The sequence below is a fragment of the Nocardia sp. NPDC057455 genome, assembly GCF_042802775.1.
Classification (GTDB): Bacteria; Actinomycetota; Actinomycetes; order Mycobacteriales; family Mycobacteriaceae; genus Nocardia.
The window spans coordinates 1-23,387 of sequence record NZ_JBHVDM010000056.1 but is presented as its reverse complement, the minus strand read 5'-3'; the positions used below and the strand labels follow the sequence as shown (position 1 = coordinate 23,387).

Genomic DNA, 23,387 nt, shown 5'->3' with positions numbered 1-23,387 from the left:
CTCAGACGCGATGGCGTCGCACCGGCAGACCTGTGCCGACACATCTCCGGCGGCGCGGTGCCGAGATCCGGGAGTGCCATGGTGAGACTCCAATCGAGCGCGACTACCAGCTCGGATCGAGCGGCTGCTAAGGAAAACGGTAATTTATTCCCAACCTTGGGACGGACGACGAAGTCAGATCTGCTGGGGCACCCAGGCCGTCTGGACGAGATCTCGGCGAGAGTTCATGGGCTCCACCAAGATTCCCCGGCCGGGCGGTTGTTTGGTAGCTCGTACGTCGCCGATCAGCACACCGTCGAGCTTCGAGCCGTCCATGATCAGGCCCGCCGAATTGAGGTTCTTCATCTGGCCGATCACGTTGTCGTACAGTGCCGTATCCGCCTGGGCGATGTTGCGTGCAGCGATGACGTGCAAGCCGGTGTCGCGACCGTCGACGATGATTTCCTTCAAGGGCTCCAGTGGGTTCAGCGCGCCACGCTGCGCGATCATGTGATAGTCGTCGATCACGACGAAGACCTCGGGCCCGGTCCACCACGACCGCTCCGCGAGCTGCCGAGGGGTCACGTTCTCGGGTGGGCGCCGCGAACGCATCTTCTCCACCAGCGCCGGGAGCGCATCGCGCACGTCACGTTCGTTGGTCACGTGCCCGATGAGCATTTCCTGCGGCACCGTCTCCAGATGCCGACGCCGATAGTCGATCAGCAGCACCCGCGCCTGCGAGGGGTCGAACTGGCGCCGGATGGACTCCAACAGCGCGGCCAAGGTGGTGGACTTCCCGGACCCGGTCGAGCCGAGCACGATGAAGTGCGTCGACACGTTGAAATCGATTGTCGCGGGTCGCAGATCGGATTCCCGGAGACCGAACGGCACAGCCAGACGCTGCGCGAGCGTCTGCGGCGCCGGCCAGCCCATGCGCACTTCGTCCATGCCCACCTGGGGCGGAAGCAGTTTGACCTGCGGCGCACGCCGGCCGGGATAGCGTTGGGAGACCTCGGCGGCCGCGGCGGCGAGGCCCTCTGTGGCCGAGTCCGCCTCCCCTACCCCGTCGATGCGCGGTAGCGCGGTGAGCATGTGCAGGCCGTCGGTCGAGATGCAGCGCCCGGGCCGATTGGCGGGGATCGCCGCGACAACGGCTCGGTGGACATTGAAGGTCGTGTCGGCCAGGTCACCCAGACGCATCTCGATCCGAGTCTGCATCAGGTCCTTGATCGCGGGGCGGATGGCGATCCAGCGCGAGCTGCTCACCACCAAGTGGATGCCGTAGTTCAAACCCTGCAGGGCGAGGGATTCCATCACCGGGGTGTACTCGTCGTAGTACGGGCCGTTCGTACCGAACCCGACGTCCCATCCGTCGATGACCAGGAAAACATCGCCGTAGGGATCACGGTCGAGCCAGGGCGCCGCACCCGGCCCGTCACGCACCGTGCGGAACTTCCGGATGGTGTCGATACCGAACTCGGCGAACAGCGACTGCCTGCTCTCGAGCAGGTTCGTCACCAACGCGATCGTGCGCCGGATGCGGTCGCCGTCCCTGGCCGCGGCGACCGATCCCACGTGCGGCAGGTTCGCCAACGACGACAACCCGCCGCCGGAGAAGTCCAGGCAGTAGAACTGCACCTGCTCCGGGGTGTGGGTCAGCGCCGCGGAGAGGATGAACGATTGCAGCGCCGTCGATTTGCCGGACTGCGTGCCACCGACGATGGCCATATGCCCGCCGCCGCCGGACATGTCGACCGACCAGACGTCCTGACGCTGCTGACGCGGCTTGTCCACCAGCGCCAACGGCATCTGCAACGCCCCTTGGGGCACCGCGCGGATCATCCGCTCCAGCGTGGGCGGGGTGATCAGCGGGGGGAGCCACATCTTATGAGCGGGGTTGCCGTGCCGGGCCAGCTGCTGCAATACCGCTTCCATGATCGTGATCGACTCACCGTCGGCATTCTCAGGCGTCTCGTGGACGACCACCGGTTCGATCACCGCGGGGCGGGTGTCGATGATATGACCGGCGGTGAAGCGCTGCGGCGGCCGGTATCCGCCACCGGGCCGTCGCGCGCGCTGCGCGGATGCCGCCGACACCTGCGCGGGGGGCGAGTACTTCTCGCCCACGTACGCGGCCTGAAACCGCTGGAGGTCACCGGAGCCGACACGGAGATATCCCGAACCCGGCTTCTTCGGCAGGTGGTAGGCGTCCGCGGTGCCGATCGCGTCGCGTGAGTCGCTGGTCTGGTTGGTGCGCAGCGCGATTCGATAGGAAAGGTGCGCTTCCAGCTCACCCATCCGGTTGGCCGGCACTTTCTGCGACGCGAGCAGCAGGTGGATGCGCAGTGATCGACCCAAGCGGCCGATGGCCACGAAGAGTTTCGAGAAGTTCGGGTACTGCTCGAGCAACTCGGCGAATTCGTCGAGGATGATCAACAGCGTGGGCAGCGGCCGCAGATCCGCACCCTGCTCCCTGGCCCGCTCGTAGTCGGCGACGCTGGCGAAATTGCCCGCGTCACGCAGAATGCGTTGCCGTCGCGCCATTTCGCCGTTGATGACGTCTTCCATACGGGTGACGAGATCGGCTTCTTCCTCCATGTTCGTCACCACAGCCGTCACGTGCGACAGGCGGTCGAATCCGAGGAAGGTCGCGCCACCTTTGAAGTCGACGAGCAGGAGGTTCAAGACATCCGGGGAGTGCGTCGCCACCGCCGAAAGCACCAAGGTGCGAAGGAATTCGGACTTGCCGGATCCGGTCGCGCCGATGCACATGCCGTGCGGGCCCATACCTTCTTCGGCCGATTCCTTGATATCGAGATAGACGAGACCGCCGGCCGGATCGTGACCGAACGGAATGTTCAAGCGTGCCCGGTCCTCGTCGCGGCGCCGGATCCACGCTTGCTCGACGCGGATGGCGCCGGGGTCGGCGATGCCGACCATCTCCTCCCAGGACGTGCCGCCGCTGGCTTGTTCGGCGGCCACCGCCTCCACCACGGTCGACAACCGGTACGGCGAGAGGCTGCGCGCCATCGACGTCATCGCCGCCACGGACAGCGAATCGGCGACCCCGACGCGCCGCAACCCGCGCGGGGACACCTCGTTCAGCGACTGATCCTCGGTGACTGCGAAGCGCAGGGCGCGCGGGAGATTCTGCTCCGAGAACCCCAGCCGCAGCCACGTGCACCCATCGATGCCGGAGATGTCACGGTCGCTCGCGGGCCCGGCGACGTCGACGATCAGCAGGTAGTGCGTTCGATCCAGCGTGGGCTGCGAATTCGCCGAGAACGGACCGCGATTGAGCCCCGCGAGCACCTTGGTGCGCAGCTCCGCGACGGTGCGGTAGATCATCCGGCTGGAGCCGATGGCGTCGGTCTCGCTGGGATGCTGGGTGTGCGGCAGCCATTTCAACCAGGACCATTCCGGTGCGTCCGGTTCCGACAGCACCGCCGCGACCGCCACCTGATCCGGACCGTGTAGCACCGCGACCTCGGCGATCATCGCGCGGATCAAGCCGGCCACCACATGCGGGTCACCGTCGATGCCGACTTGCGGCGCAGACAGCAGATTGATCGCGACGGGCATGCCGCCGACGGTGGAGTACGCCTTGGCGAAACGGGTCAGTTCGACGACGCCGACCGGGTCCAGATCGGAGGTGGGCGCGGCTTCGGGAACGATGACGCGCACCTGGTTGGCGATACGCCCACGACCGACTCGCACCCGCAGGAATTGCGGGCTCGCGACCTGCACCTCCCACATCCGCTTGCCGCCGATCAGCCGGGCGATCTCATCGGGGCCGGGATGGGTGTAGCGCAGGAAGGCATACAGTTCCGCCTCCGCCGCGTGCACTGTCTTGCGGTTGTCGGTGAGGCTGCGCAGGTAGTCCTTGCGTTCCTCGTTGAGACTCGCCGCGCCGCCGCCGGAGTTGCCCCCGAGCGCGCCGCCCATCATGCCGAACATCGACACCAGCATCATGGCCGGGAACATCAGCATCATCGGGTTCATGGCTCCGCCGCCGCGGAACATCATGACCATCATTCCGCCCATGGCCGCCACCATGACCACGGGCATGATCATCCGGATCCGCGATGCGGGAACCGGCCTGGGCAGCTCGGTCGGCGGTTGCAGCCGCAACTCGGTCACGGCGGGGGCTTTCGGACCGCGCACGATCCGGGCGGGCCGGACGAATCGGCGAGTGCTGGTCACTACGAACCACCGAGCCCGGCGACGATCTTGTTGTTCGGAATTCCGTCGTGTTGAATGCGAGCTTCCTTCTGGGACAGAGCGGGTCCGACCGCGAACAGCGAGATGATGCTCCACGGCGCGGGGACCGGAGCCCGCAGCGCGAGGGCGGTCAGGGTGGGATCGGTACCGCCGCTGCTGCTCGGATCGGCGATGATGCCGTAGCGGACGCCGCTGTCGGAGACCCAATACAGCGATTCCCGCAGCGGAGATCCCGCTTCGGCGCCGGTCACCTGCACGAAACGGCCGGTGTCTCTCGGCAGGTATGCCGCGTCGGCGGTGGTGCCGCGCGAGGCGGCGGAGGTCACCAGGTCCACCGCGCGACCCTGCTCTTCTTTGGTGAGCGGCAATTGCCTGCCCACCAACAGTCGCATCGTCGCGTTCGGATCGTTGCCGGTGCGCGCCCAGTGCAAGCAGGTCACGCCGACCCGTTCGGGGTCGACCAGGCGAATCGGCCGGACCGGGTAGGACGCGGTGCCCGGCCACTGTCCGGGGCGCAGATTCGCCGCGATCACGTCGGGTCCTACCGCGCGGGTGGACACCGAGCCCTGGGAGTCCGCGTTACGCACCATCGCCGCCAACACGGTGCTGATCCGTACCAGCCCCGACTGGGAGACGAGGTAGTACGAAGCTCCCTGATCCGGCGTCGACACGGTGAGTACCGACCCGACCGGCGTGGTGAATCCGTTGTTCAGCGTGATCGACTCGCCCTTGCCCGGCACGTCGGGCACCCGCAACGGAGGAGCCTCCGGGATGGCGTTGACCAAGCCCCTGGACGCCGCCATCACCGGAGCGGTCGAATCGATGCCGAGCGCCATGGCCACCGCGGTGCTCGCGAGGTCGATCGCGGCGCGCACCACACCCTTCTCGCCATCGCCGTACACCAACCAGGTTGTGGTGTCGTCGCGCAGCAGACGAGCCTCGCCGTCACCCAGCGGGCGGTTGGCGTCGCCGTCCACGGTCAACGGACCGCCTATCGCCGTGGTCCGCACCGCGGAACGACTCAAGGTCGGCAAACCGGTCGCGGGGTTGACCGGTGCGGCTGCACCGGTTCGCGCCGTGTCGCACACCGTCCACGACGAATCCTTCTCGTCGGTGTCGACGATGCTGCCCGGTGCACCGGGAATACCGACCCAGGGCCCGCGCGGATATTTCGACAATTCGTCCCGGGAGACCTGCACCGGCTTGTCGGGAGAACCGACGATCAGCCGGGCCGACGTCAGATTCAGCGCGGGGAACAACCGGTTGTTCAGGCGCACGAACAACGCCCCGGTGTCCTTCTCCGCCACGATCTTCGAGTCCCCGACTTTCTTCGCGGGTTTGAAGAACGCCAGCACCGCGGCGCCCGCGATGATCACGCATGCGAGCGCGATGCCGATGGACAGGGCGGTCGAGCGACCGCGCTGTGGATCATCGATCATCGACGCGTCTCGACGGACCAGCGCGTGCTCGATCCGGCGCAGCAGAAAACGCCAGCCGGAGATCTGGTGTTTGGTCACAACCCGGAAGCGCGCCACCGGTTATCGTTCCTTCCGCCGCCCTGCCAAACCACACCGTAACCAGCGGTCACGGCGTGAATACGACCCCTATTCCCAATAGTGGGAATATCGGATCAGCGGACGCCTCACACCCGCGTGCTCGGCGCCAAACCCTCCAGCGCCGCGGTGACGTCGAACGCGTCGATCGTCATGAGCTCCTCGTCGGTCATCGCGGCGATATCGGCGTTCTCCCTGGTGAAGCGGTAGTCGCGCTCGGCTTCGGCGGCCTCGACCACGTTGCGCACGAAACGGCCGTTACCGGCCAGATCGATCAGGCGCCGACCGTTCTTGGTCTGTCCCGCCAGCTCCTCGCACCGCAGCCGCAACACCTCACGTGCCTGCTCGGACAGGATCGAGTCCTTGTTCCGCGCGATGTGGTCGGCGATCTGCACCAGCTCATCGGCCCCGTAGCTGGCGAAACGGATGCGCTTGGTGAAACGGGAGGCGAGGCCGTCGTTGGACGCCAGGAACCGATCGATCTGGTCCTCGTATCCGGCGATGATCACGACGAGCTTGTCGCGATCGTTCTCCATCCGGGCCAGCAGCGTGTCGACCGCCTCCTTGCCGAACGCGTCGCCGCCGGAAAGACCTTCTTGGATCAGCGTGTACGCCTCGTCGATGAACAGCACACCGCCGAGCGCCGAGTCGATCAGCGCGTTGGTCTTGGGCGCCGTGTGGCCCAGGTGGGTGCCGACCATGTCGTTGCGGGACACCTCGATCACATCGGCGTTCTCCACGACACCCAGGCCGGCGAAGATCTTGGCGATCACGCGGGCGATGGTCGTCTTGCCCGTACCGGGCGGACCGGAGAAGATCAGGTGCTGCGACTTCGAATCCACGGCGAGCCCGCGCTTGGCACGGACCTGATCCATCAGCACGCCGGACTTGAGCCGGTCGACCTGCTCCTTCACCGAATCCATGCCGATCTGCGCCTGCAGCAGATCCGACGCCTCCGTGAGGAGGCTCTCCCGCTCCGCACGCGCCGCGCTGGCCGCCGCCTCGCGCGGATCATCCCCCGTCTTCGGGTCCCACCTGTTGGTCCGGGACGCGATGAGTTCCGCTGTGGCGACCTCGAATCGGTACGACTTGTCCCGCACCGCGCGCTGCCATTCCTCGCGCTCGGGCCACAGGGCCGAACCCTGCAGACCCTTGAGGACCTTGTCGGCGGCGTCGTGATCACCGTTGTGCCGCATCAGCATGCCGAGCAGGAAGTGCGCGTCGGCCCAGATATAGGACAGATTGCCGGAGGAGCTGTCCTCCACGATCCGCTGCGCGCGCGGCATGGCCTCGCCGAAGCGGCCAAGGTGCGCCAGCGATTGGGCGGTCATCAGCTCGGCGGCGATGTCCAGCAGGCCGTCCTCCAGCGACGGTCGCGCGGTGCGCAGGGCGAGCACCTCCGGCCATTGCCTGGTCCGGAAATACAGCGACATGCGCACGAAGTCGGAGACGTCGTCGCGGGGGACCTCGTCGAGGATCGCGGCGGCTTCCTGCCATTCACCGCCTTCGGCATACGAGCACGCCTGCGCGATGGCGATCTGGTCGCGGTCGGCCATCGCGACGCGCAGGCCGTACATGCCGATCTCGACCTGGCACCACAGCGCGCGATCGACCAGACCCGCTCGCTGCTGGTCGCGGTAGAGGTTGTGCACCGAGCGGTAGGCGCCGTAGATCACCTCCGAGGTGACCTCCCCCGCCATGGCGCGCCCCAGCCAGGCATCACACATGTCCGGGTCGAGATCGGTGGCGGCTCGAAACGCCGCCGCCGCGTGCTGCTCGTTGCGCACGCCACCGGCGACCAACCCAAGATTCTGAACACCCGTGTAGAACGCGTCCTCGGCCGCTGACACTCGGACTTCCCTTCCGCCGATCTAGCCTGCTCGAACGATAGATTCCGGCGGTAACGGCCCGGACTCGGCCACTTCCCATTGCTGGGAAGTTTGATGGCATCGTCCGGGTGCCCAAGACATGCCAATTTTGAACGTGCCGTCAGTTAACGGTATGTTTACCGCGGGGTCGGCAATCATCCGCCTGCAGACGACCCCTTCGGCGGCGGCTGGCCAGCCGCGATCCGGTCCCCCAGCCGCCGCGCAGCAGGTCACAGGCATTTCGAAAAATTCTTGCCGCTATTTAAGTGCACACTATTGAACGTTCCGACAGAACAGGGTAATGTCTGAACACAGATCGCCGGTCCCTCATCCCGACGATCTGAACCCAAAGCAACGGCCGGTGGCACCGGCAGGCCACCGGCCGTTGCGGGGACAGGACACCCAGGGCGGCAGCACAGTGTGTCTACGTTTACCACCGCCGCCCCATCGAATTCAGCAACCCGTTCCCGCGCTTGGGAATGGGTTTTCTTGTGTCATGGGTGCTTTCGGTCAGGCGCGCGCCGGGGGCGGGTCCACGCGATCGGACGCCGGAGCCGTCACCCGCGAGGGCGCGGGGTTCGCGAGACCGGCGCCATCCGCGCCGTTCGCTTCGGACTTCGCGTCCGGAAGCAAACGCAGTGGCGGCCGCGTGGACGGTGCGTGCACCACGGCGGGAACGTCCCGGGTACGGCGGGTCTTGGTCCACGGAGTAACCGCGGGCCGGCGTACTTTCGGCGGAACCTTCGCCGGACGTTCGGATCTCGGCGCGGGATCGGACCTGCCCGGTTGCGGCCCGGCACGTCCCCAAGGAGTGGCCGCCGCGCCGGCGTTCTGCTGGGCAAGCGGCGCAACGCCCAGCGAACCGCCCATGACGGGATGGTCTGCCGCGGGCCCGTCGACGGCGGGCGCATCACCGGCGGGTGCGGCCGCGCCGGAGATTCCACCGGCACGGTGAAACTCGGCGTCGAACGCCTGCCGCGCCGCAACCTCGGACACCGTGTCGCCGGCGGCCACCGTTGCGGCGTGCGCGGACATCGCGCGTGGGCGCTCGAGTCCCGTCGGCCGGTCCGCCACGCTCAGGTCCGCGCCGTTCGGCGCGACACCGGAGGCCTGCGACACCTTCGCGTGGTCCGGCGCCGGACCACGAAGTTCCGCCCCAGCGTGCGAGGCCGACCGGTCGGCGGTCCGGCCCGGCGCGCCCGCGCCGTCTTCGAATCCGCTTCGATCGGCCGCGCGTTCCCCGGTACCGGCCGCGTTCGCGCTGTCGCGCATCGCGACGGGTACGCGCGCGTCGCCGGTGCCGTGTCGGTCGACATCGGTCGTCCCCGCCGGGGCCGCCGGGCCGAAGCGCTCGAACTGTTCGCCGCGCCGGAGAAAGAAATCCTCCGCTGCCGCAGCAGGTCCGCGGGGAGAGCCGCCGTCCGTCGCGGAGGGATCCGCGACGTCGTCGAACGGCGTCGATGTCGTGAAGTCGAGTGTCGAGACGTTCTCCGCGAATGTCGCCGCGTGCCGCATGATGTCGTCGGCGTGATCGTCGAGCACTTTCGCGAAGTGCTGCACCGCGTCGGGGTCGATGCGCAGCGGCGGAGGCTTGCCCGACGACGGGATGTCGAGCGCGTCACGGGTGGCGTCGTAGACGATCCCTTTGACCATGTCGTCGATCGCCTGCTCGAGCGGTTCGATCGCCTTACCGATGACTTCGGCGATGATGTAGCCGATCAAGTACTGCGACATCTGCTCGCACAGTCGGCGTGCCGCGGCGACGACCAGCGGCGCGGACGGAGCGAGCGGCGGCGTGACCATGATCGAGGCGTAGGCCACGGCCAAGGCGGCGAGTTCGGCCAGCACGGCGACCTTCACCGCGGTGATCACCGTCGCCGCCACCTCGAGCGCCTGCCCCACGACCTCGCACGCGCTGCCGAGTTGCCGCATGTGGGTCGAACTCATGGTCGCCCACGTGGCGACGAGCTGCTGGTAGGACTCCCCCGAGTAGAACGCGCCCATTTGGTCTATCACGCCGGTCGCCGAGTCGTGGGTGTCCTGCACCTGTGCCGCGAAGGTGCGCACATGCTCGGCGAGGGCGCGCACGTCATCCTCGTTGATGTCCGGGTAAGGGACGCCGCAGATGTTGAGGAAGAGCGCGACCTCGCTGGGGATGTCTATGGCCACGCTGCGCTCTTCTCCCCGGTCACCGGCTCACAGCACTCGCACGACGACGGCTTCGCTCGGCATACGCGACCACTTCACCGTCGACCCGGTGTACGGCGCCTCGATGACCATGCCGTTGCCTGCGGCCAGCTGCACGTGCTCGGGCCCGCGCGTGCTGAACGATCCGGCGGGGAACACCAGGTCACCGGGACGCACGTCCTCGGGATGCACCCGGACCCCGCTGTAGATCTGCTCGTATGTCGTGCGGGGCAGCACCACCTCGCCGTGGCTGGCCTGGGCGATCGCGTACTGCGTGAGACCCGAGCAGTCGAATCCGCCGCCGCTCGGTCCACCCGCCCCGCCCCCGCCCCAGACATAGGGTGTGCCGAGCCAGTTGCTGGCGGCCATCACCGCGTTGCTGCCCGTGGTCCCGTCCGAGCGCACCATGCTGTTGCGGCGCAGCCGGGAAGCGGACCGGGACCTGGAGCGTGTCCGTCGCCGCCTGCGCGGTGCGGTGCCGTGCCTGGTTTGCCGGGTCGGTGGGGTCGCGGGTGGCATGATCTGCGCGGCCTGCTGCCGTGCGGCGGCGACATCGGCATCGACCTGTTTGGTGGCATTGGAGATGGTGGCCTGCGCGGCATCGAGCAGCGCGGGACCGCTGAAGCGGGTATCGCTCACCGTGGCGATCGCTTGCATCCGGCTCTGGAAGTCCGCGATGTGGTTGGTCAGGCGGCCGCGGCCGTTGACCGTTCCGTCACCGGAGTCACCGACGGCTTTGCTCACGATGCTGTCCTTGCCCGCATGCGATTCCGCGACCGAGAGCTGCATACCCTGCGCCTCGCCGTACCGCAGCGCCACCGCCCCGGACGTGGCACGCAGGTCGGCGGCGAGCGCTTGGGTCACACTCGCTGCCTGTCCGGCGGGCTGGCCGTCGCCGTACAGTGCGAGCAGCGAGCCGAGCACTCCGTCCAGGTCGTTCGTCAGTGCCGGTGCCATTCGACCGACTCGCCATCGCTCATCACCGACCGCCTCTCACACTCTTTGCAGTTATTGTGTCGCCCGGACCGATTCGGTCGTATTCCCATTCATGGGTGGGTAATCGAACTATGAACCACTTCCCAGAATCGGGAAGCGGAGACAATGGGGAGACTTCTGAGAGGCGGTGGCGGCGGCATGGTGACGACGACGACGAATACCGAAGCCAAAAAGGCGGCGGTGTCGGCATCCGCCCCCTTGGCGAGCTACGCCTCCGAGGCCAAACACTTCTGGCTGGTCGATCTGCACTGTCCGCCCGGTGCGTCGGAAGGGCTGCGCGCCTTCATCGCATTGGCCGACACCGCCATTCAGACCGCCGTGGACCTGCTCGGCCGTGGCATGACTACTCCCCCACCGAAAGTCGACGACCTGCTCAAGCCCGCGGTCTACGAAACGCTCGGCAAAGGCGAGGCGGACGACGAATACCGCAAGACCGTCGACAAGGTCGAGGCCAGGCAGCTGAAATTGCTGCAGATGGACGATCAGGTGGTCAAGACCTCCGTCACGGTCGCCGCCGAACAGGTGCAGGCCTTGCGGTCCATCAAAACCATCGTGACCGACCTGAACACGAAGCTGAAGGCCGCGGGCAGCGCCAAACTCAAGCCCGCTCAGGAGCTTCCCTTGCTCAAGGCGGTCGCCGCCGCGGTAGAGGCGGTCTACGACAAGGTCACCGCGATCGCCGACCTCAACGAGGACATGGCCAACGGCAAGGGAAAGGGCAACTCGAACGGCGGCGGTCAGAACAGCGGAGGCGGCGCGTCCGGCGGCAGCAGCGGTGGTGGCGGAGGTGGTGGTGACGGAGGACTGTCGTCGCTGTTGCCGATGCTCGCGATGCTGCCGATGGCGGCTATGCCACTCATCTCCCAGATACCCGAGATGATGCAGAAGGCCGAAGAGGACAAGGCGAAGAAGGCCGAGGAGAACCAGAACAACGGTGCTCCGGGACAGCCGGGTCAGGCACCGCCACCCGGGAACCAGGCCGCGCCCGCGGCCGCTGCGCCGCAGGGCGATCCGGGAGCGCAACCGCCGGCTGCACAACCGGCCACCGCGGAGCCCGGCGGCGTCACCGCCGCCCCGGCAGCGAATACCGCGCCGGCCGACGACCAGAACGCTGCTCCGGCGACGACTACGGCACCCGGCGTGATTCCCGTTCGGCGGACCAGGGACCGGGCCGCGTCCGACCAGCCGGGCGGGGCGCCCACGCAGGACGCGGCGGCCGGTGACGACGAACAGGAACCGGAAGCCAGTCCCGTCATCGAGGTGTAACCCGCTCGATCGGCTATCGGGTCAGGGCGCGCTCGGTGTGCTCGTCTCGCCTGTTCCGCGGCGAAGGCGGCGCACTGCGTACGTTGCTACCGTGCGCGTCCAGCGGCCGAGGCCGTAAACCGGTCTCGCGGATGATCCGGTTCGAGCCTTGCGACGGCGATCGGTGTCTGCATGGCCCCGGGCACTGTGAGCAGGCCGATGCATCGGTCCGGTCCGACTGATCCACTCGCCGCCGGCTCTGCCGTCGGATTCCTTCGATCGGATGGCGCAGCCGTCGGCGAGCGTGCGGCGCAGCGCATCACGGGCGCGTGCCCGCACCCGTCATACGGCTGTACCGGCCGGGCCAACGCTCACACAGTCCTGTCCCAGGGGGAAACCCGGCTTCCGGGCAGCGGTCGCACGAAGGCCCACCGCAACCCGAATATCGCCGAATCCCTCTATCGCTGTGCGATTTTCACGATTTCTCCGGAGGCGCCACCGGCGGCGGTGTCGAGGGCGCGGCCACGACAGTGGGCGGCGGCCCTCCGGCGACCTCCGGAGCGGTGACCGAAGGAACCGTGGCGGGCCGGGCGACGCGCTCGGGCTGCACGGCGGTGGACACGGGCGCCGGTGTCGCGACGAATTGAGGATGCAGCGCGATCTGTTCGTGGGCGTAGACGGCGTCACGCAGCGTCTGCCTGCTCGGCTCGTTCGCCAGCAGCAGTACCAGCTCGTTGCAGCGCCGCTCGAAGACCATGTTGCGCAACGGGGCAGCTCCGGCGTCCAGCCGCAGCTGCCCGACTTCCACTCGGCCCACGTCGACCCGCTGCCCCAGCATCGAGGCCGCCAGCAGATCGTCGGCGTCGCGCAGTTCTTCCCACAGTTCGCGCGACACCGGCCTGCCGGCTTGCAGGTCGGCGAGAATTCGTTCCCGGACCCGGCGCGACGTGACGGCTTCGGCTGGGACCGCTCCGGAGCGCCCGACCTGCCCGTGGGCATCCACGGCCAGTTCCACACAGCGCGACACCACCTGCGCGTCGGGCACCGCCGAGACATGTTCCAGGCCCGCGATCGAACCGGTCAGGCCGAGCCGGTCGGCCGTATCCGGGGTGAACTCGCGGAGGTCGACGTCGTAGGACGGGCCGACGAGTCCTTCCATCGCCGCGTCACCGAATCGGGAGCGCAAGCCGGGGTCGATCGGTCCGGAGGAGACGAGGGCCGACAAGTTCGCGTTCGCCTTCGCGCCCCAGGCCAGACCGAATTCCGCCAACACCCGGGCCGGATCGGTGACGCCCTCCCACGGTGATCCGGCGCCGTCATCGGCGGCGAGCAACTCGTCCCAGTTCCACGGGGTGGAGACCTCACGAGGCAGGAACAGCCCGGCGGGCAGCCAACCACGGCCTTCGTTCGACGTGATGAAGACGCCCGTTCCCCCCGGCCCCCGCATCACCGCGACAGCCCAGGCCATCCCGACCGGGGAATCCACGGCGGCGAGCACACTGCCGAGCAGCGTCCTGGCCAGGACCAGGTCGTCGTTCACCTGGCTGCCCACCACGTACGCGGGTTCGGCCTCCTTGTCCTTCGCCGAGGCGACGGCGGCGGCGAACGGACTCGCGACCGGCATCGGCATGGGCGGCAGGTCCGATCGGCCCGTCGCGCCGGTGGGGGGCTGCGTAGCGCCTCGGTCGTCCGGGCTTCCGTTGAGCGGGCCGACGCCGGTCGGAGGCATGCCCCCTGCCGTCGGCGCCGTCACGCCGGTGCTCGACGGCCCACCCGGTGGCGTGCCGGCCGCGTTCGGCGTGCCGGTGCCGTTGGTGCCTGCCGAATCGGCCGGCGTGCCGGTCGCGCCGGGCATACCCGTCCCCGTCGGCGACGTCCCGTTGGGTCCACCCGGCGAAGTACCGAGCGGGTTGTCCTGCGCGCCGTCGGGGCCGGCGGAGGCGGGCCCGGTAGAAACGGGCTGAGCCGTGGGATCGGCCGTCGCCGGACCATCACCGGGTGCGGAGACCGACGGAGTGGTCGGGGGGGTCGAACCGAACGGATCGGTCGAGGTTCCGACGGGCCCCGTCGGGGACGGCTGATCGGTTACCCCGCCTACTTGGCGGATGTGGCTGGCGAAATCCTCGTCGGATTGCTCGTAGGCGTCCGCGGACGCGCGCAACGAGTCGGCGGTGCGATCGTGTTCGCCGGCCAGCGCCTCGCCCGCACGCTGCCGCGCGTCGTAATACCGCTCCAGCGCTTCGTATACCGGATAGGCGATCTTGCCGTAGGTGGGCAGGAAACTCGCGAGCCACTCAGTGGGCGGTTTGGCCCATTCCCTGGTGTCACGCGCGACCCGGTCGTGTTGGTCGGCCAGCTGACGCAAAACCGCAGGGTCGATTTCCATGCTGTTCGGCATGCTCGATCAGATCCTTTCCCACCACACGTCCCCCTTATTGTCGATTCTTCCCAGAGATGGGGAGTGCGGTGCGGTTGCCCGGTGCGCAGTTCTTCCACAGTTCTGTCCGGAATCCCGTTCCTCGACCGCGGCGTTCGGCTTCCGCTCAGCGGCCCGGCCCCGCGGTGATGGTCGGTCGCCGAGCGGGCGCGGCGGGGGCGGGAGCCGGTGCGATGAAACCCGGATGACCGACGATCTGCGCGTGCGCGTACACCGCGTCACGCAGGCTCTGCCGAGTCGCCGCCTCCGCGAGCAGCAGCACGAGTTCGTCACAACGCCGCTCGAAGACCATGGCACGCAGCGCATTCGTCTCCGATGCGGGCCGGCCGTCGGCCGGGTCGGCGCGTAGCTCACCCAGCGCCACTCTGGACACATCGGCGCGGCGCGGCAGCATGGTCGCGGTGAGCAGGTCGTCGGCATCCCGGAGCTCCTCCCACCACTCCTGGGGTACCTCACGGCGCTGCCGCAGCGCGCCGAGGATCCGCTCGCGTGCCGCGGGCGCTCCCAGCGCGGCCGGGGAACCCAGACCGGCCTTGTGCACGCGCACATGCGCGTCCGAGGCCAACTCCCAGCATCGCACTCCGATCTCCGACTCCGGTGCGGTAGCCGCGCGCCGCACCAGCTCCGGGGCCCCGACCAGTTCGAGGCGGTCGGCCAGGCTCGGCCTCGGCGCGCTGAAGTCCATCGCCGACGAGGCGGCCACCGAACCTTCGATCGGCACATCACCCAGTTGCCGTCGCAGATCGGCGTCGACTTCCGCCGAGGAGACGACGGCAGTCAGCCGAGCACCGGACTTACGTCCCCAGGCGATCCCGAACTCCGCCAGCACGCGCGCGGGATCGGCGACACCCTCCCACGCACTCTCGGCCACCTCCCACACCCACGGCGTGGACATCTCACGCGGCAGATACAACCCGGCCGGTATCCAGCCACGGCCCTCGTTCGAGGTGACGAACGCGCTGATCCCGCTCGGATGACGCATCACCGAAACCGCCCAGCCGAGCCCGAGGACGGCGTCGCCACCCGCGGCGAGAACGCCGCTCAACAGCGTGCGGGCCAGCACCAGGTCGCCCTCCACTCGCTCGCCCAGAACGAATGCCGGGGCGGCCGCCGATGTCATGGCGGCGCCGACCACAGTGCGCATCGACTCGTCGCCGTCGTCCGCATCGTCCTTACCCGCGTCCGCGCGCTGTTCGGTCCGCTCCGGCGGCTGAGCCTTGGCCGCGCCGCCCGCACCCGGAGGCGGTCCCGCGCTCGTCGCGGTGACCTTGGGGGTGGCGACCGGTCCGCGCGATTCGCCTGGCGGAGGCGCGGTCTGCTTCGCCTGCACTTGCGGCGGGACCGAGCCCGCCTGTGCCGCTGGGGCGGAGACCGCCGGTCCAGCGGGAGCGGCCGAGGCAGCCGGTGCGAACGGTGCGGTGGAAGCAGGCGCCGCGACTGCTGGAGGAAGGATCATGGGCGGTGGCACCGACGTGGTGGGGTCGGCCACCGACGCCGAAGCACCGGTGAACTGCTCGGACGCGGCCGTGTCGTGCGATTCCGCCGCCGAAACGGTGGTGGAGCGGTCGGTGGTCGCGGGCTCGGCTCCCTCGGCCGAGACGTCCGGATCCCTTTCGCGCGAATCCCGCGGATCCGAACCCGCCGCGTCATGAGCATCGATGCCCACCGGTCCATCCCGGTCCGGAGCCATATGCTCGGTGTCCGTGACCTGCCCGCGCGGCGGAGCACCCGCGGCGGGCATACCCGGTCCGTCGTCCGGGGCACCGCCGGGCACAGTATTCACCGGGACAGCCGTCGGTCCATCAGGGGTGTACTGGTCCGACACCGGGCCGGTCGACCGCGGACCGGAGATGTCCTCCGTAGCAGGAGGACCAGGTCGCTCCTCCAGATCGTCACCGGGCAACAGCGGGTCGACCGGATCGGCGGTCCATGGTCGGTCGTCGGCATCCTGCGGGAACACCGCGATCGGGAAATCGTCCTTCGGCCGGTTCGTCCGCGGTGGTCCGTCGTGCCGTGGATTGCCGGAGTGATCCGTCGCGGGCCGGTGCTGATGACGGGCGTCGCCGCTGTGGTCGTTCGCGCTGTGGTGGCCCGGCCCCCAAGGCCCCGGTTGCCCCAGCGCGTCGGCGATCAAGCCCAAACTGGGCAGGCCCTGCGGATTGATCGAACCGAGCGCGGCGCGCACGACATCCTCCACGTCGTCCCTCGCGGCGGCGACCATGCCGGGGATCCGGTTACGGATGGCCTGGGCATCGGATTCGTCGTCCTCCGCCGCGGCCGCGCGTTTGGTCGCGTTGATCCGCGAGGTGGTCTCCTCGACGATGTCCAAGATCTTGTTGCGGGTCCGATACACCAGGTCGGAAAAATCCCGGAAGGTGTCCGCCGCGGCCTCGAGCGCGTCGGCGAACGCCTGCGGATTCATCCGCTGGCGCAGCATGTCTTGCTTGATCGGTTCCAGACCGGCGCTGGAGCGGGCATGTTCGTCGAAGCCGCGGCGTTTGCTCTCGGCGTCGAGCAAGTCCAACGCCCCCGCGCCGTCTCGCGCGAGCCGTTCCAGCGCACTCCAGTCCCCCGGTGAGATCGCAGGCCAGTTGTCGCCGACGATGGCGTCCCAGTACGGACTGTCGCGCTCCGGTTCCATCAGCCAGTCAGACGGATCCGGTGCGGCGACGCACCGCAGCGGCGCCGGCGTGATCGGCGTCGGCGTGGGTGTGGGACACCTGGGCGGTGACCTGTGTCGTCGCGTCCACCCGGCGGCCGTTGGCCCGTACGGCGCGCTCGAACGTCGTCTTGATCCACTGTGTGTGCGCCACCAGTCGCCGATCGATCTCCGATTCGGGTCGCCGTGGCGCGACGAAACCACCACTGATCTGCCCGGCTTGGCCGCCGACCGTGGCGATCGCGGTCCGGAACTTGTGCGCGGCGGCGACCACCTCGTGCGGGTCGTCGGTATCGAATGCGTCGGTCATGTCGCTGTCCTGTCTCGCCGTGGCGGCGGTCGGCACTCAGGTGTCGCGTCGGAACTCGGATTCCTCCATGGCGCGATACGACGCCTCGGTCGGAAGATCGAACGAGTCGATCGTGTAGGAACGGGTGCCCTTGTGCTCCATCTCGGCCCGTAGCCCCACGCGCGATTTCGCGTGCGCCAGCCGCGCGAGCTTCACGATCTGGGACGCCAACCACTCGTCGCCGTTGTCGCGGGCGTCATCGGTGATGTACAGGCCGATGATCTCGCCGTCCCGGTCGCATCCCACGCCGACGGTGTGATCGGGGTTGAACACCTCGTAGGTCCTGTTCCGCCAATCCGGTTGGGCGGCTTCCGGCTGGTCGTCATCGAAGTCGTAGTCGTCTACGTGGATCGGGTGCATGTCGGTCATCGGCTGGTCTCCGAGAATCGTTCGCCGGGTCGGGGGTTGATCAGGTAGTCGGTATCGTCGGTCACCGACTCCAGGCGCGCCGCCAGCGCGGACCAGGCGGCGTCCTCGATGCGCATGACTCGGCGCAACTGCCAGAACCTGGCGCCGAGATACAGCTCACCGGTGCCGTCCGGGTCCACGTCGAGATGGTCGGGACCTTCGGTAGCCGGGTTCAACGTCACCGCCGTCACCGGCGGACGGGTGTCGTCGACGTTGACCAGGGTCGCGCCGCCGCCCGGAATGAAGCTCTGCCGCAGCCGGGCACTGCTGCCGATCGCGACATCGGCGCTGTTGGTGGTGATGGTGATCTCCGGATTCAACAGCAGTTGCAGCACCCAGGACCGGGCCGTCTGCTCGGGGTGGTCGGCGTTGATCGCGAGCGTCAAAGTCGCCGCCAAGTCGACCACCAGGACCGCGTCCGTGGTCGTGACACCGGCGATCACCAGACGCCGGGCGGTGCCAACGGGGTACGGCAGGTCGTCGGCGGCCAGGGACACCACATCCGCGCCGACCCCGCCGCCGGTGGCGGGATGCGCGGAGACGGTTCCGGTGGCGACATCGATCGTGTAGGCGACGATCGTCTCCGAGATGCCGTCCGCCACTCCGGCCAGCCGGACCAGCCCCTCGTCGTGCAGCCACCGCACCGTGTCCGCGACGGTGACATCAGAGGCCGGCTCGGTCATCCGGACTGCCCCGAAGCAGTGGCGACCGGCTCGGTTCCCTCGACGGGGGTCTCCATGACGCTCTGGTACTGCCGCGCGGCGTCGGCGGTGCTCTCCCGAACGGCGGACATGATCTCGGCGACCAGTTCCGGGCTGGTGAGGCGCGCGGCGGTCCCCGGGGCGAGGTAGAGATCGGTCAGCCTGCCCATCGCGTCGACCTCCGGGATGACCGCGCCGCTCGGCGACGGCCTGCGGGCCCGAATGTTGTCGATCTTCTCCCGCATCTCGGCGATCCGGTGCCGCAGATCCCGGGCGGCGTCCAAGGCCGCCTGCACGTCCGGGTGGATGGCACTCACGACTCCACCTCGTTGTGCTCACTCATGCGTTACCTCCGGGTTGGGAAGGGTTCTGGTTGCTCGGTGTGGGCGTCGGCGGAGTCACCGTCGGGGCTATGGTCGGCCGTTCGCCGATCACCGCTTCGGTGTGCGGTGTGTCGTCCACGTACATCAAGCGGTCGGGATGCCACGCCACGACCCGGTTGCGGTCGTTGTTCCCGCCTGAATTGCCCATGCCCGGCGCCATCGGCATGTACGGCATCATCGGCGAACCACCGCGCGCGGCAGCAGCGTTGGCGGCCGACGAGGTACCGAGAGGTTCGATGACCGACGCGCGCGGCATGCCCGACCCCAGAGTGGCTGCCGCGGCCACCGGCAGGGCGCTCGCCGCGATGGTTTCCGCCTCGAGATCCGGAATACCGAGGCCGGGGCTGCCTGCGGGCATCCCGCTCGGGCTGCCCGTGCCGAGCCCGCTCGGAATCCCGAGATCGTCGTAACCGTACTCGTCGAGGCCGTAGTCGTCGTAGACGTCCGACGCACTCGATTGACCGAGCTGGCTCAGCGGCATTCCGGCCGAGGCCATCGCACTCATCAGGGCGGGCAGCATCTGGGTCAACGCGCTGGAGTCGCCGCTGCCCTCTCCCTTTCCCGCACTCTCACTGGCGCCTTCACTCGCTCCGACCTTCGAACCGACCTCGGTGGAGTAGCCGGTGATCGTCTCCGCCGAACGAGCATTCTGTTCGTTGAATTTCGCCAAAGCGGCCTGAATGCCGAGTTCGTTCTTGGAGCGCATCGCCGTGATGAGCTCCTTGCGCGCGGCGATGATCTCCGCAGGCGTCGGGTGTTTGGCTTTCGCGGTCCGGAATGCGTCGCTGTAGGTGTCGATTCCGTCGGCCAGCATCCCGAGACCGGTGCCGAGCTGATCGAGCCACCCGCGGCGCTGACCGAGTTCCGTCGCCGCCGCAGCGCCGACAGGTTCCCAGTGCTGCATCGACTTCGCCGCCGAGTTCACTCCCTCGATGGCCGCCAGATGGGGGCCCCCGGCGAACTTGCGCAGCGCGTCCGCGAATCCCTTCGCCGCACCGGGCCCGGGACCCGAATGCAACTGCTGAGCGAAGGTCAACGGGTCGACCGCGCCGCCCGCGACAGGGAACCTCAGCGCGGGCGGGCGCCGCTGACCGATCTCCTGAACTTCGCCGACCGGATTGGCGAGCAGCTCACCGCCACTGCCGTTGATCGTCCGGGCGCCGCGGTCGTCGGCCGCGGTGTAATCGGCGGCGGCCGCACCGATGTTGTAGGCGGTGCGCTGGATATCGGTGAGAACACCGGCCATGCCGTTGAACAACGACGCGGCCTGTGCGTTGAGCTGAGGCACAGCGGCGGCCGAAATCGGGTCAGCCCCCGCGGGCACGACCCATCCACCGGGAATCGACGCCCCCGTGTCGCGCGCTATCGCGGCGAGTTTCGACGCCGCAGCGACGAGTTCCTGCGGATCCACATTCAGCGCCATCGCGACCTCCTTTCCTCATCTGCCGCTGCCGCAATACTCGCGCGATCAGCCCGCCGCGACAACCGGCATTGCCGCGGTCGCGGACTGATCGGCCGAGCCCGGCGTCGACGGGGGTACGGCCCCGTCCGCGGGCGCGGTCACCTCGATACCCTTCGGGTGTACGAACCCGGAGAAGCTACCGAATTCTCCCGTCTTATCGGTCATTTCCGGTGGGTTGCACGGCTTCAGCTCGCCGTCGACGATGGCCTCCAGCGTGCCCGCGCCATCGTCGGAGGGGAACACCACAAGGATCGCAGTGCGCTTCTCCCACACGGCGACGTCTCCGGTCATCAGCTGGAAAGGATCGACCGAAGTGCCGATCTGCTTCTTGTCCGACCACTTCGCCGACGTCTTCTCGTACGCCTTCTGCGCGTCGGTGCCGCTGCGGTTGCCGAACGCCGCGTCCAGGGCTTGGGCGACCATCGCGGAGACCTTTTGCGTACGCCCGTCGGGGAAGGTGTATTCCACGCTGCCGTCCGCGCCCGGCGTACGGCCCGGCGCCACCGTGGGCTGCGTGGAAGACGTTGTGCCGGGGGGCGCCCCGCTGTGCTGCGCTGCCGGAGCCGTCGTAGACGGCTGCACGACCGCAGGCTGGGCAGTGACCGGCGGCGCGACCGGCGGCGGGGTGACCTGGGCGAGTTCGTCGTCGAAGCGATCCGGATCCAGCTCCGCACGACGACTGTTCAAGTCCTGGTCGGCCATGTTCCGCATCATCGCCTGCTGCATCATCATCGGCAGCATGGAACTCATCATGTCCATGCCGGAACCCATCGGCGACGCGGCGGCCGTCGGCGGCACGCTCGGGGTGGTGGGTGTCGTCACGCCCGGCGTGCTGGTCCCCGTGGGGTCGAGGCTGCTGGGCGTCTGGCCGTTGAGGTCGGTGCCGTCGGTGCCATCGAGGCCGGTGCCATCCAGGCCGGCCGGCGTCAGGCTGTCACTGCCAGGGTTGTCGAGGCCGTCCAGACCGGTGGGAAGGTCACCGGTGTCTATGGTCGGCGGGGTCGTCTGGTCGGTGGAACCAGTCGTCGGCCAGTTCGTGGGATCCACGGTCGGCGGAGTCGCCGCCGGGTTCTTCGACGCCGCCTCCAAAGCCTTTATCTGCTTTTCCAAGTCTTTGATTTTCGCGGTTTCATCATTGATATTGCCCGCTACACCGCCCTGGCCGTTGGCGACCTTCTCGAGTTCGTCGTTCGCGCTGTTGCAGGCCGCGGTAATCCAGATCCAATGATGGTCATCGATCTTTATCCCGTCGACCGGCGGAACAGGCGCCATGGGGATGACTTTGTCGTCGATCACTTGATTGATCGCTTTTTGCCCTGCATCGGACCACTTGGCGGAATCTTCCACCCACTTCTTCACCAGCACATCGAGGGTGTCGTTGACATCGCTGTACGCTCTGTTCAATTTCACCGCCACATCTGCGTAGTTCGTGAAACTCCCGACAGAACCCGACGGGGCGACCTGTGCCACCTTCGGCGGATCCGGAGGATCGGGCCGGTTCTCTTTGCCGCACGTGGCATAACTATCCTTGAAGAAGTGCCAAAAATCCCTGAACCGCTCTTCCGTGAACGGCGAGTGGACCCATGCAGGATTGTAGTTACCGGTCTTGATCAGATCCCGATCCGGCATCAGCATGTCATGCGGTGTCTCCACAGAGCGGCTCCTCAGGCCTTGCTGAACTTCGTGGAGTCATTGAGAATCTTCGTCGGGAGCACGTCGAGATACCCCGACTGCCCGGTCGACGGCTTCGGCGTCGCTCCGTTGGCCAGGCTCGCGAGCCCAGTGCCACCCGCGGCGCCGAGCAACCAACCTCTGGCCGCCCGTCCGGACCAGCCTCTGGTCGTGGCAACAGTCGGTCGCATCGCGCCCGCGAGCGCGCGTCCCCCGGCGTTCGTCATCGTCCGGCCGAACAATTGCGGTGCCGTCGCGAAAAGACCTCTCGCCGCGCCACCGGCGGCGCCGCCCAGCAAGGCGCCGGTGAGTCCGGTCTGAAGACCCGCGGTGAGCGATTCGCCGAAGCTGCCGTCTTCTACCGTCCCGGTCCAGATCGCTTCAGCCATCCCGGAGAACAGCGCAGCGCCGGCCGCCGTCCCGACCGGCCCGAGAAACGAGCCGAGCGCGCCTCCGACCAAGCCGGCACCGCTGGTTACCGCGAAGTTGCCGATGTCTCCCCAAGAAACCCCGAATGGCATGAGATCACCGACCCACTGTCGAGAGTGAGCGCTTGCTGCGACGACCGGCACATCCGGTCGAGGCCACGCGGAGTTCGTGTATCACGGCCAGGTCCGCCTCTCGATCAAACGCCTCATCGTCGAGCGGAGCAGCGCATGCGGCGACCGACCATGAGTGAGACCTACTTTCGACACTTTCATTGTCGAGCCTTCCCGCCAGCGGGAAGCGCGGTGCTGGCAGAACCCGGGAGGGCGGTCCCGATCCATTTACACTGACATGCGCGAATTGTCCAGGCGGCCAATCAGTTCACAGGGACCTATGAGGAAGGGTTGGATGAACCTCTGCCTCCCGCTGCTCGACCGTACCGCTCGGGCATCCTCCACCTGCCGTTGGCAGCGACAACCGGGGAAAAGTCATGACCTCTGCTGAAATCTGGCCCGTCGGAGTCGAGGAGGATCCGAAAGAGCCCGGATCGGAGGAGAATTCGCCGACCGGTCCGGTGACGCCATGGTCGAATCGGCTGGATCAGCAACGATCACGCCCCGGTACGGCTGTGCCGGGACAACCGGGTACGCCAGGTCCGCCGGGCACTGCGGCACCCGGACCGTCCAGCGGCGCCGGCCAGCCGGGCCAGTCCGTGTCACCGGGTACACCCGGTCCGGGTCAGGCGAATTCGTCGGGTGTGCCGGCTCAGGCGTCGGGTGTGCCTGGTCAGTCTGTGCCTGGTCAGGTGGTGCCGGGTGAGGGTGTGCCGGGTGGTGTGGTGG

The 23,387-nt window shown here is 68.1% G+C and carries 15 protein-coding genes; 1 reads left to right on the top strand and 14 read right to left on the bottom strand.

Going from position 1 to position 23,387, the window contains the following annotated elements; all coding sequences use genetic code 11:
- Positions 1 to 174 precede the first annotated feature (174 nt).
- The 5 genes from eccCa to ACFU5M_RS22070 form a co-directional block, all read right to left on the bottom strand.
- A complete protein-coding gene (gene eccCa / locus ACFU5M_RS22090; protein WP_379052169.1) occupies positions 175 to 4,182 on the bottom strand; it encodes a type VII secretion protein EccCa in 4,008 nt (1,335 codons plus the stop codon).
- The gene (eccB, locus tag ACFU5M_RS22085) at positions 4,182 to 5,735 is read right to left on the bottom strand and encodes a type VII secretion protein EccB (RefSeq protein ID WP_379052166.1); all 1,554 of its coding nucleotides are present in this window, start codon (positions 5,733 to 5,735) and stop codon (positions 4,182 to 4,184) included. Before eccB ends, eccCa begins: the two co-directional genes overlap by 1 nt.
- A gap of 107 nt (positions 5,736 to 5,842) precedes the next feature.
- Positions 5,843 to 7,603 (bottom strand): type VII secretion AAA-ATPase EccA, encoded by a 1,761-nt coding sequence (eccA, locus tag ACFU5M_RS22080; protein ID WP_379052163.1) that lies wholly within the window; start codon positions 7,601 to 7,603, stop codon positions 5,843 to 5,845.
- 528 nt (positions 7,604 to 8,131) lie between these two features.
- Positions 8,132 to 9,790 (bottom strand): hypothetical protein, encoded by a 1,659-nt coding sequence (locus ACFU5M_RS22075; RefSeq protein ID WP_379052160.1) that lies wholly within the window; start codon positions 9,788 to 9,790, stop codon positions 8,132 to 8,134.
- 27 nt (positions 9,791 to 9,817) lie between these two features.
- On the bottom strand, positions 9,818 to 10,765 hold the full coding sequence (locus ACFU5M_RS22070) for a C40 family peptidase (protein WP_379052158.1): 948 nt from the start codon (positions 10,763 to 10,765) through the stop codon (positions 9,818 to 9,820).
- 144 nt (positions 10,766 to 10,909) lie between these two features.
- On the opposite strand from ACFU5M_RS22070, the gene ACFU5M_RS22065 reads away from it, so the two are divergent.
- On the top strand, positions 10,910 to 12,070 hold the full coding sequence (locus ACFU5M_RS22065; RefSeq protein WP_379052155.1) for a hypothetical protein: 1,161 nt from the start codon (positions 10,910 to 10,912) through the stop codon (positions 12,068 to 12,070).
- A 454-nt stretch (positions 12,071 to 12,524) separates the two neighbouring features.
- Here the strand turns inward: ACFU5M_RS22065 and ACFU5M_RS22060 are convergent, their stop codons facing one another.
- The 9 genes from ACFU5M_RS22060 to ACFU5M_RS22020 form a co-directional block, all read right to left on the bottom strand.
- Entirely contained in the window at positions 12,525 to 14,447 is a 1,923-nt protein-coding gene (locus ACFU5M_RS22060) for a type VII secretion target (RefSeq protein WP_379052153.1), read from the bottom strand.
- Between the two features lie 145 nt (positions 14,448 to 14,592).
- Entirely contained in the window at positions 14,593 to 17,127 is a 2,535-nt protein-coding gene (locus tag ACFU5M_RS22055; RefSeq protein WP_379052152.1) for a hypothetical protein, read from the bottom strand.
- A gap of 7 nt (positions 17,128 to 17,134) precedes the next feature.
- Entirely contained in the window at positions 17,135 to 17,455 is a 321-nt protein-coding gene (locus ACFU5M_RS22050) for a hypothetical protein (RefSeq protein ID WP_379052150.1), read from the bottom strand.
- A 36-nt stretch (positions 17,456 to 17,491) separates the two neighbouring features.
- Complete coding sequence (locus ACFU5M_RS22045) at positions 17,492 to 17,863, bottom strand: hypothetical protein (RefSeq protein ID WP_379052147.1); 372 nt, start codon at positions 17,861 to 17,863, stop codon at positions 17,492 to 17,494.
- On the bottom strand, positions 17,860 to 18,585 hold the full coding sequence (locus ACFU5M_RS22040) for a hypothetical protein (protein ID WP_379052144.1): 726 nt from the start codon (positions 18,583 to 18,585) through the stop codon (positions 17,860 to 17,862). The genes ACFU5M_RS22045 and ACFU5M_RS22040 overlap by 4 nt, the downstream gene beginning before the upstream one ends.
- Positions 18,582 to 18,920, bottom strand: a complete 339-nt coding sequence (locus tag ACFU5M_RS22035) for a YbaB/EbfC family nucleoid-associated protein (RefSeq protein WP_379052142.1) — start codon at positions 18,918 to 18,920, stop codon at positions 18,582 to 18,584. The genes ACFU5M_RS22040 and ACFU5M_RS22035 overlap by 4 nt, the downstream gene beginning before the upstream one ends.
- 22 nt (positions 18,921 to 18,942) lie before the next feature.
- A complete protein-coding gene (locus ACFU5M_RS22030; protein WP_379052139.1) occupies positions 18,943 to 20,409 on the bottom strand; it encodes a PPE domain-containing protein in 1,467 nt (488 codons plus the stop codon).
- A gap of 45 nt (positions 20,410 to 20,454) precedes the next feature.
- Positions 20,455 to 22,101 carry a hypothetical protein gene (locus ACFU5M_RS22025; RefSeq protein WP_379052137.1) on the bottom strand — a complete coding sequence of 549 codons (1,647 nt, stop codon included), beginning with the start codon at positions 22,099 to 22,101 and terminating at the stop codon, positions 20,455 to 20,457.
- 11 nt (positions 22,102 to 22,112) lie between these two features.
- Positions 22,113 to 22,640, bottom strand: a complete 528-nt coding sequence (locus ACFU5M_RS22020) for a hypothetical protein (protein WP_379052134.1) — start codon at positions 22,638 to 22,640, stop codon at positions 22,113 to 22,115.
- Between the last annotated feature and the right edge of the window lie 747 nt (positions 22,641 to 23,387).

Excerpts from the sequence above, each read along its gene's own strand:
- ACFU5M_RS22070 (WP_379052158.1), bottom strand. The coding sequence starts at position 10,765 with ATGGCACCGGCACTGACGAACGACCTGGACGGAGTGCTCGGCTCGCTG.
- ACFU5M_RS22065 (WP_379052155.1), top strand. The coding sequence starts at position 10,910 with ATGGGGAGACTTCTGAGAGGCGGTGGCGGCGGCATGGTGACGACGACG.
- ACFU5M_RS22060 (WP_379052153.1), bottom strand. The coding sequence starts at position 14,447 with ATGCCGAACAGCATGGAAATCGACCCTGCGGTTTTGCGTCAGCTGGCC.
- ACFU5M_RS22055 (WP_379052152.1), bottom strand. The coding sequence starts at position 17,127 with ATGGAACCGGAGCGCGACAGTCCGTACTGGGACGCCATCGTCGGCGAC.
- ACFU5M_RS22050 (WP_379052150.1), bottom strand. The coding sequence starts at position 17,455 with ATGACCGACGCATTCGATACCGACGACCCGCACGAGGTGGTCGCCGCC.
- ACFU5M_RS22045 (WP_379052147.1), bottom strand. The coding sequence starts at position 17,863 with ATGACCGACATGCACCCGATCCACGTAGACGACTACGACTTCGATGAC.
- ACFU5M_RS22040 (WP_379052144.1), bottom strand. The coding sequence starts at position 18,585 with ATGACCGAGCCGGCCTCTGATGTCACCGTCGCGGACACGGTGCGGTGG.
- ACFU5M_RS22030 (WP_379052139.1), bottom strand. The coding sequence starts at position 20,409 with ATGGCGCTGAATGTGGATCCGCAGGAACTCGTCGCTGCGGCGTCGAAA.
- ACFU5M_RS22020 (WP_379052134.1), bottom strand. The coding sequence starts at position 22,640 with ATGCCATTCGGGGTTTCTTGGGGAGACATCGGCAACTTCGCGGTAACC.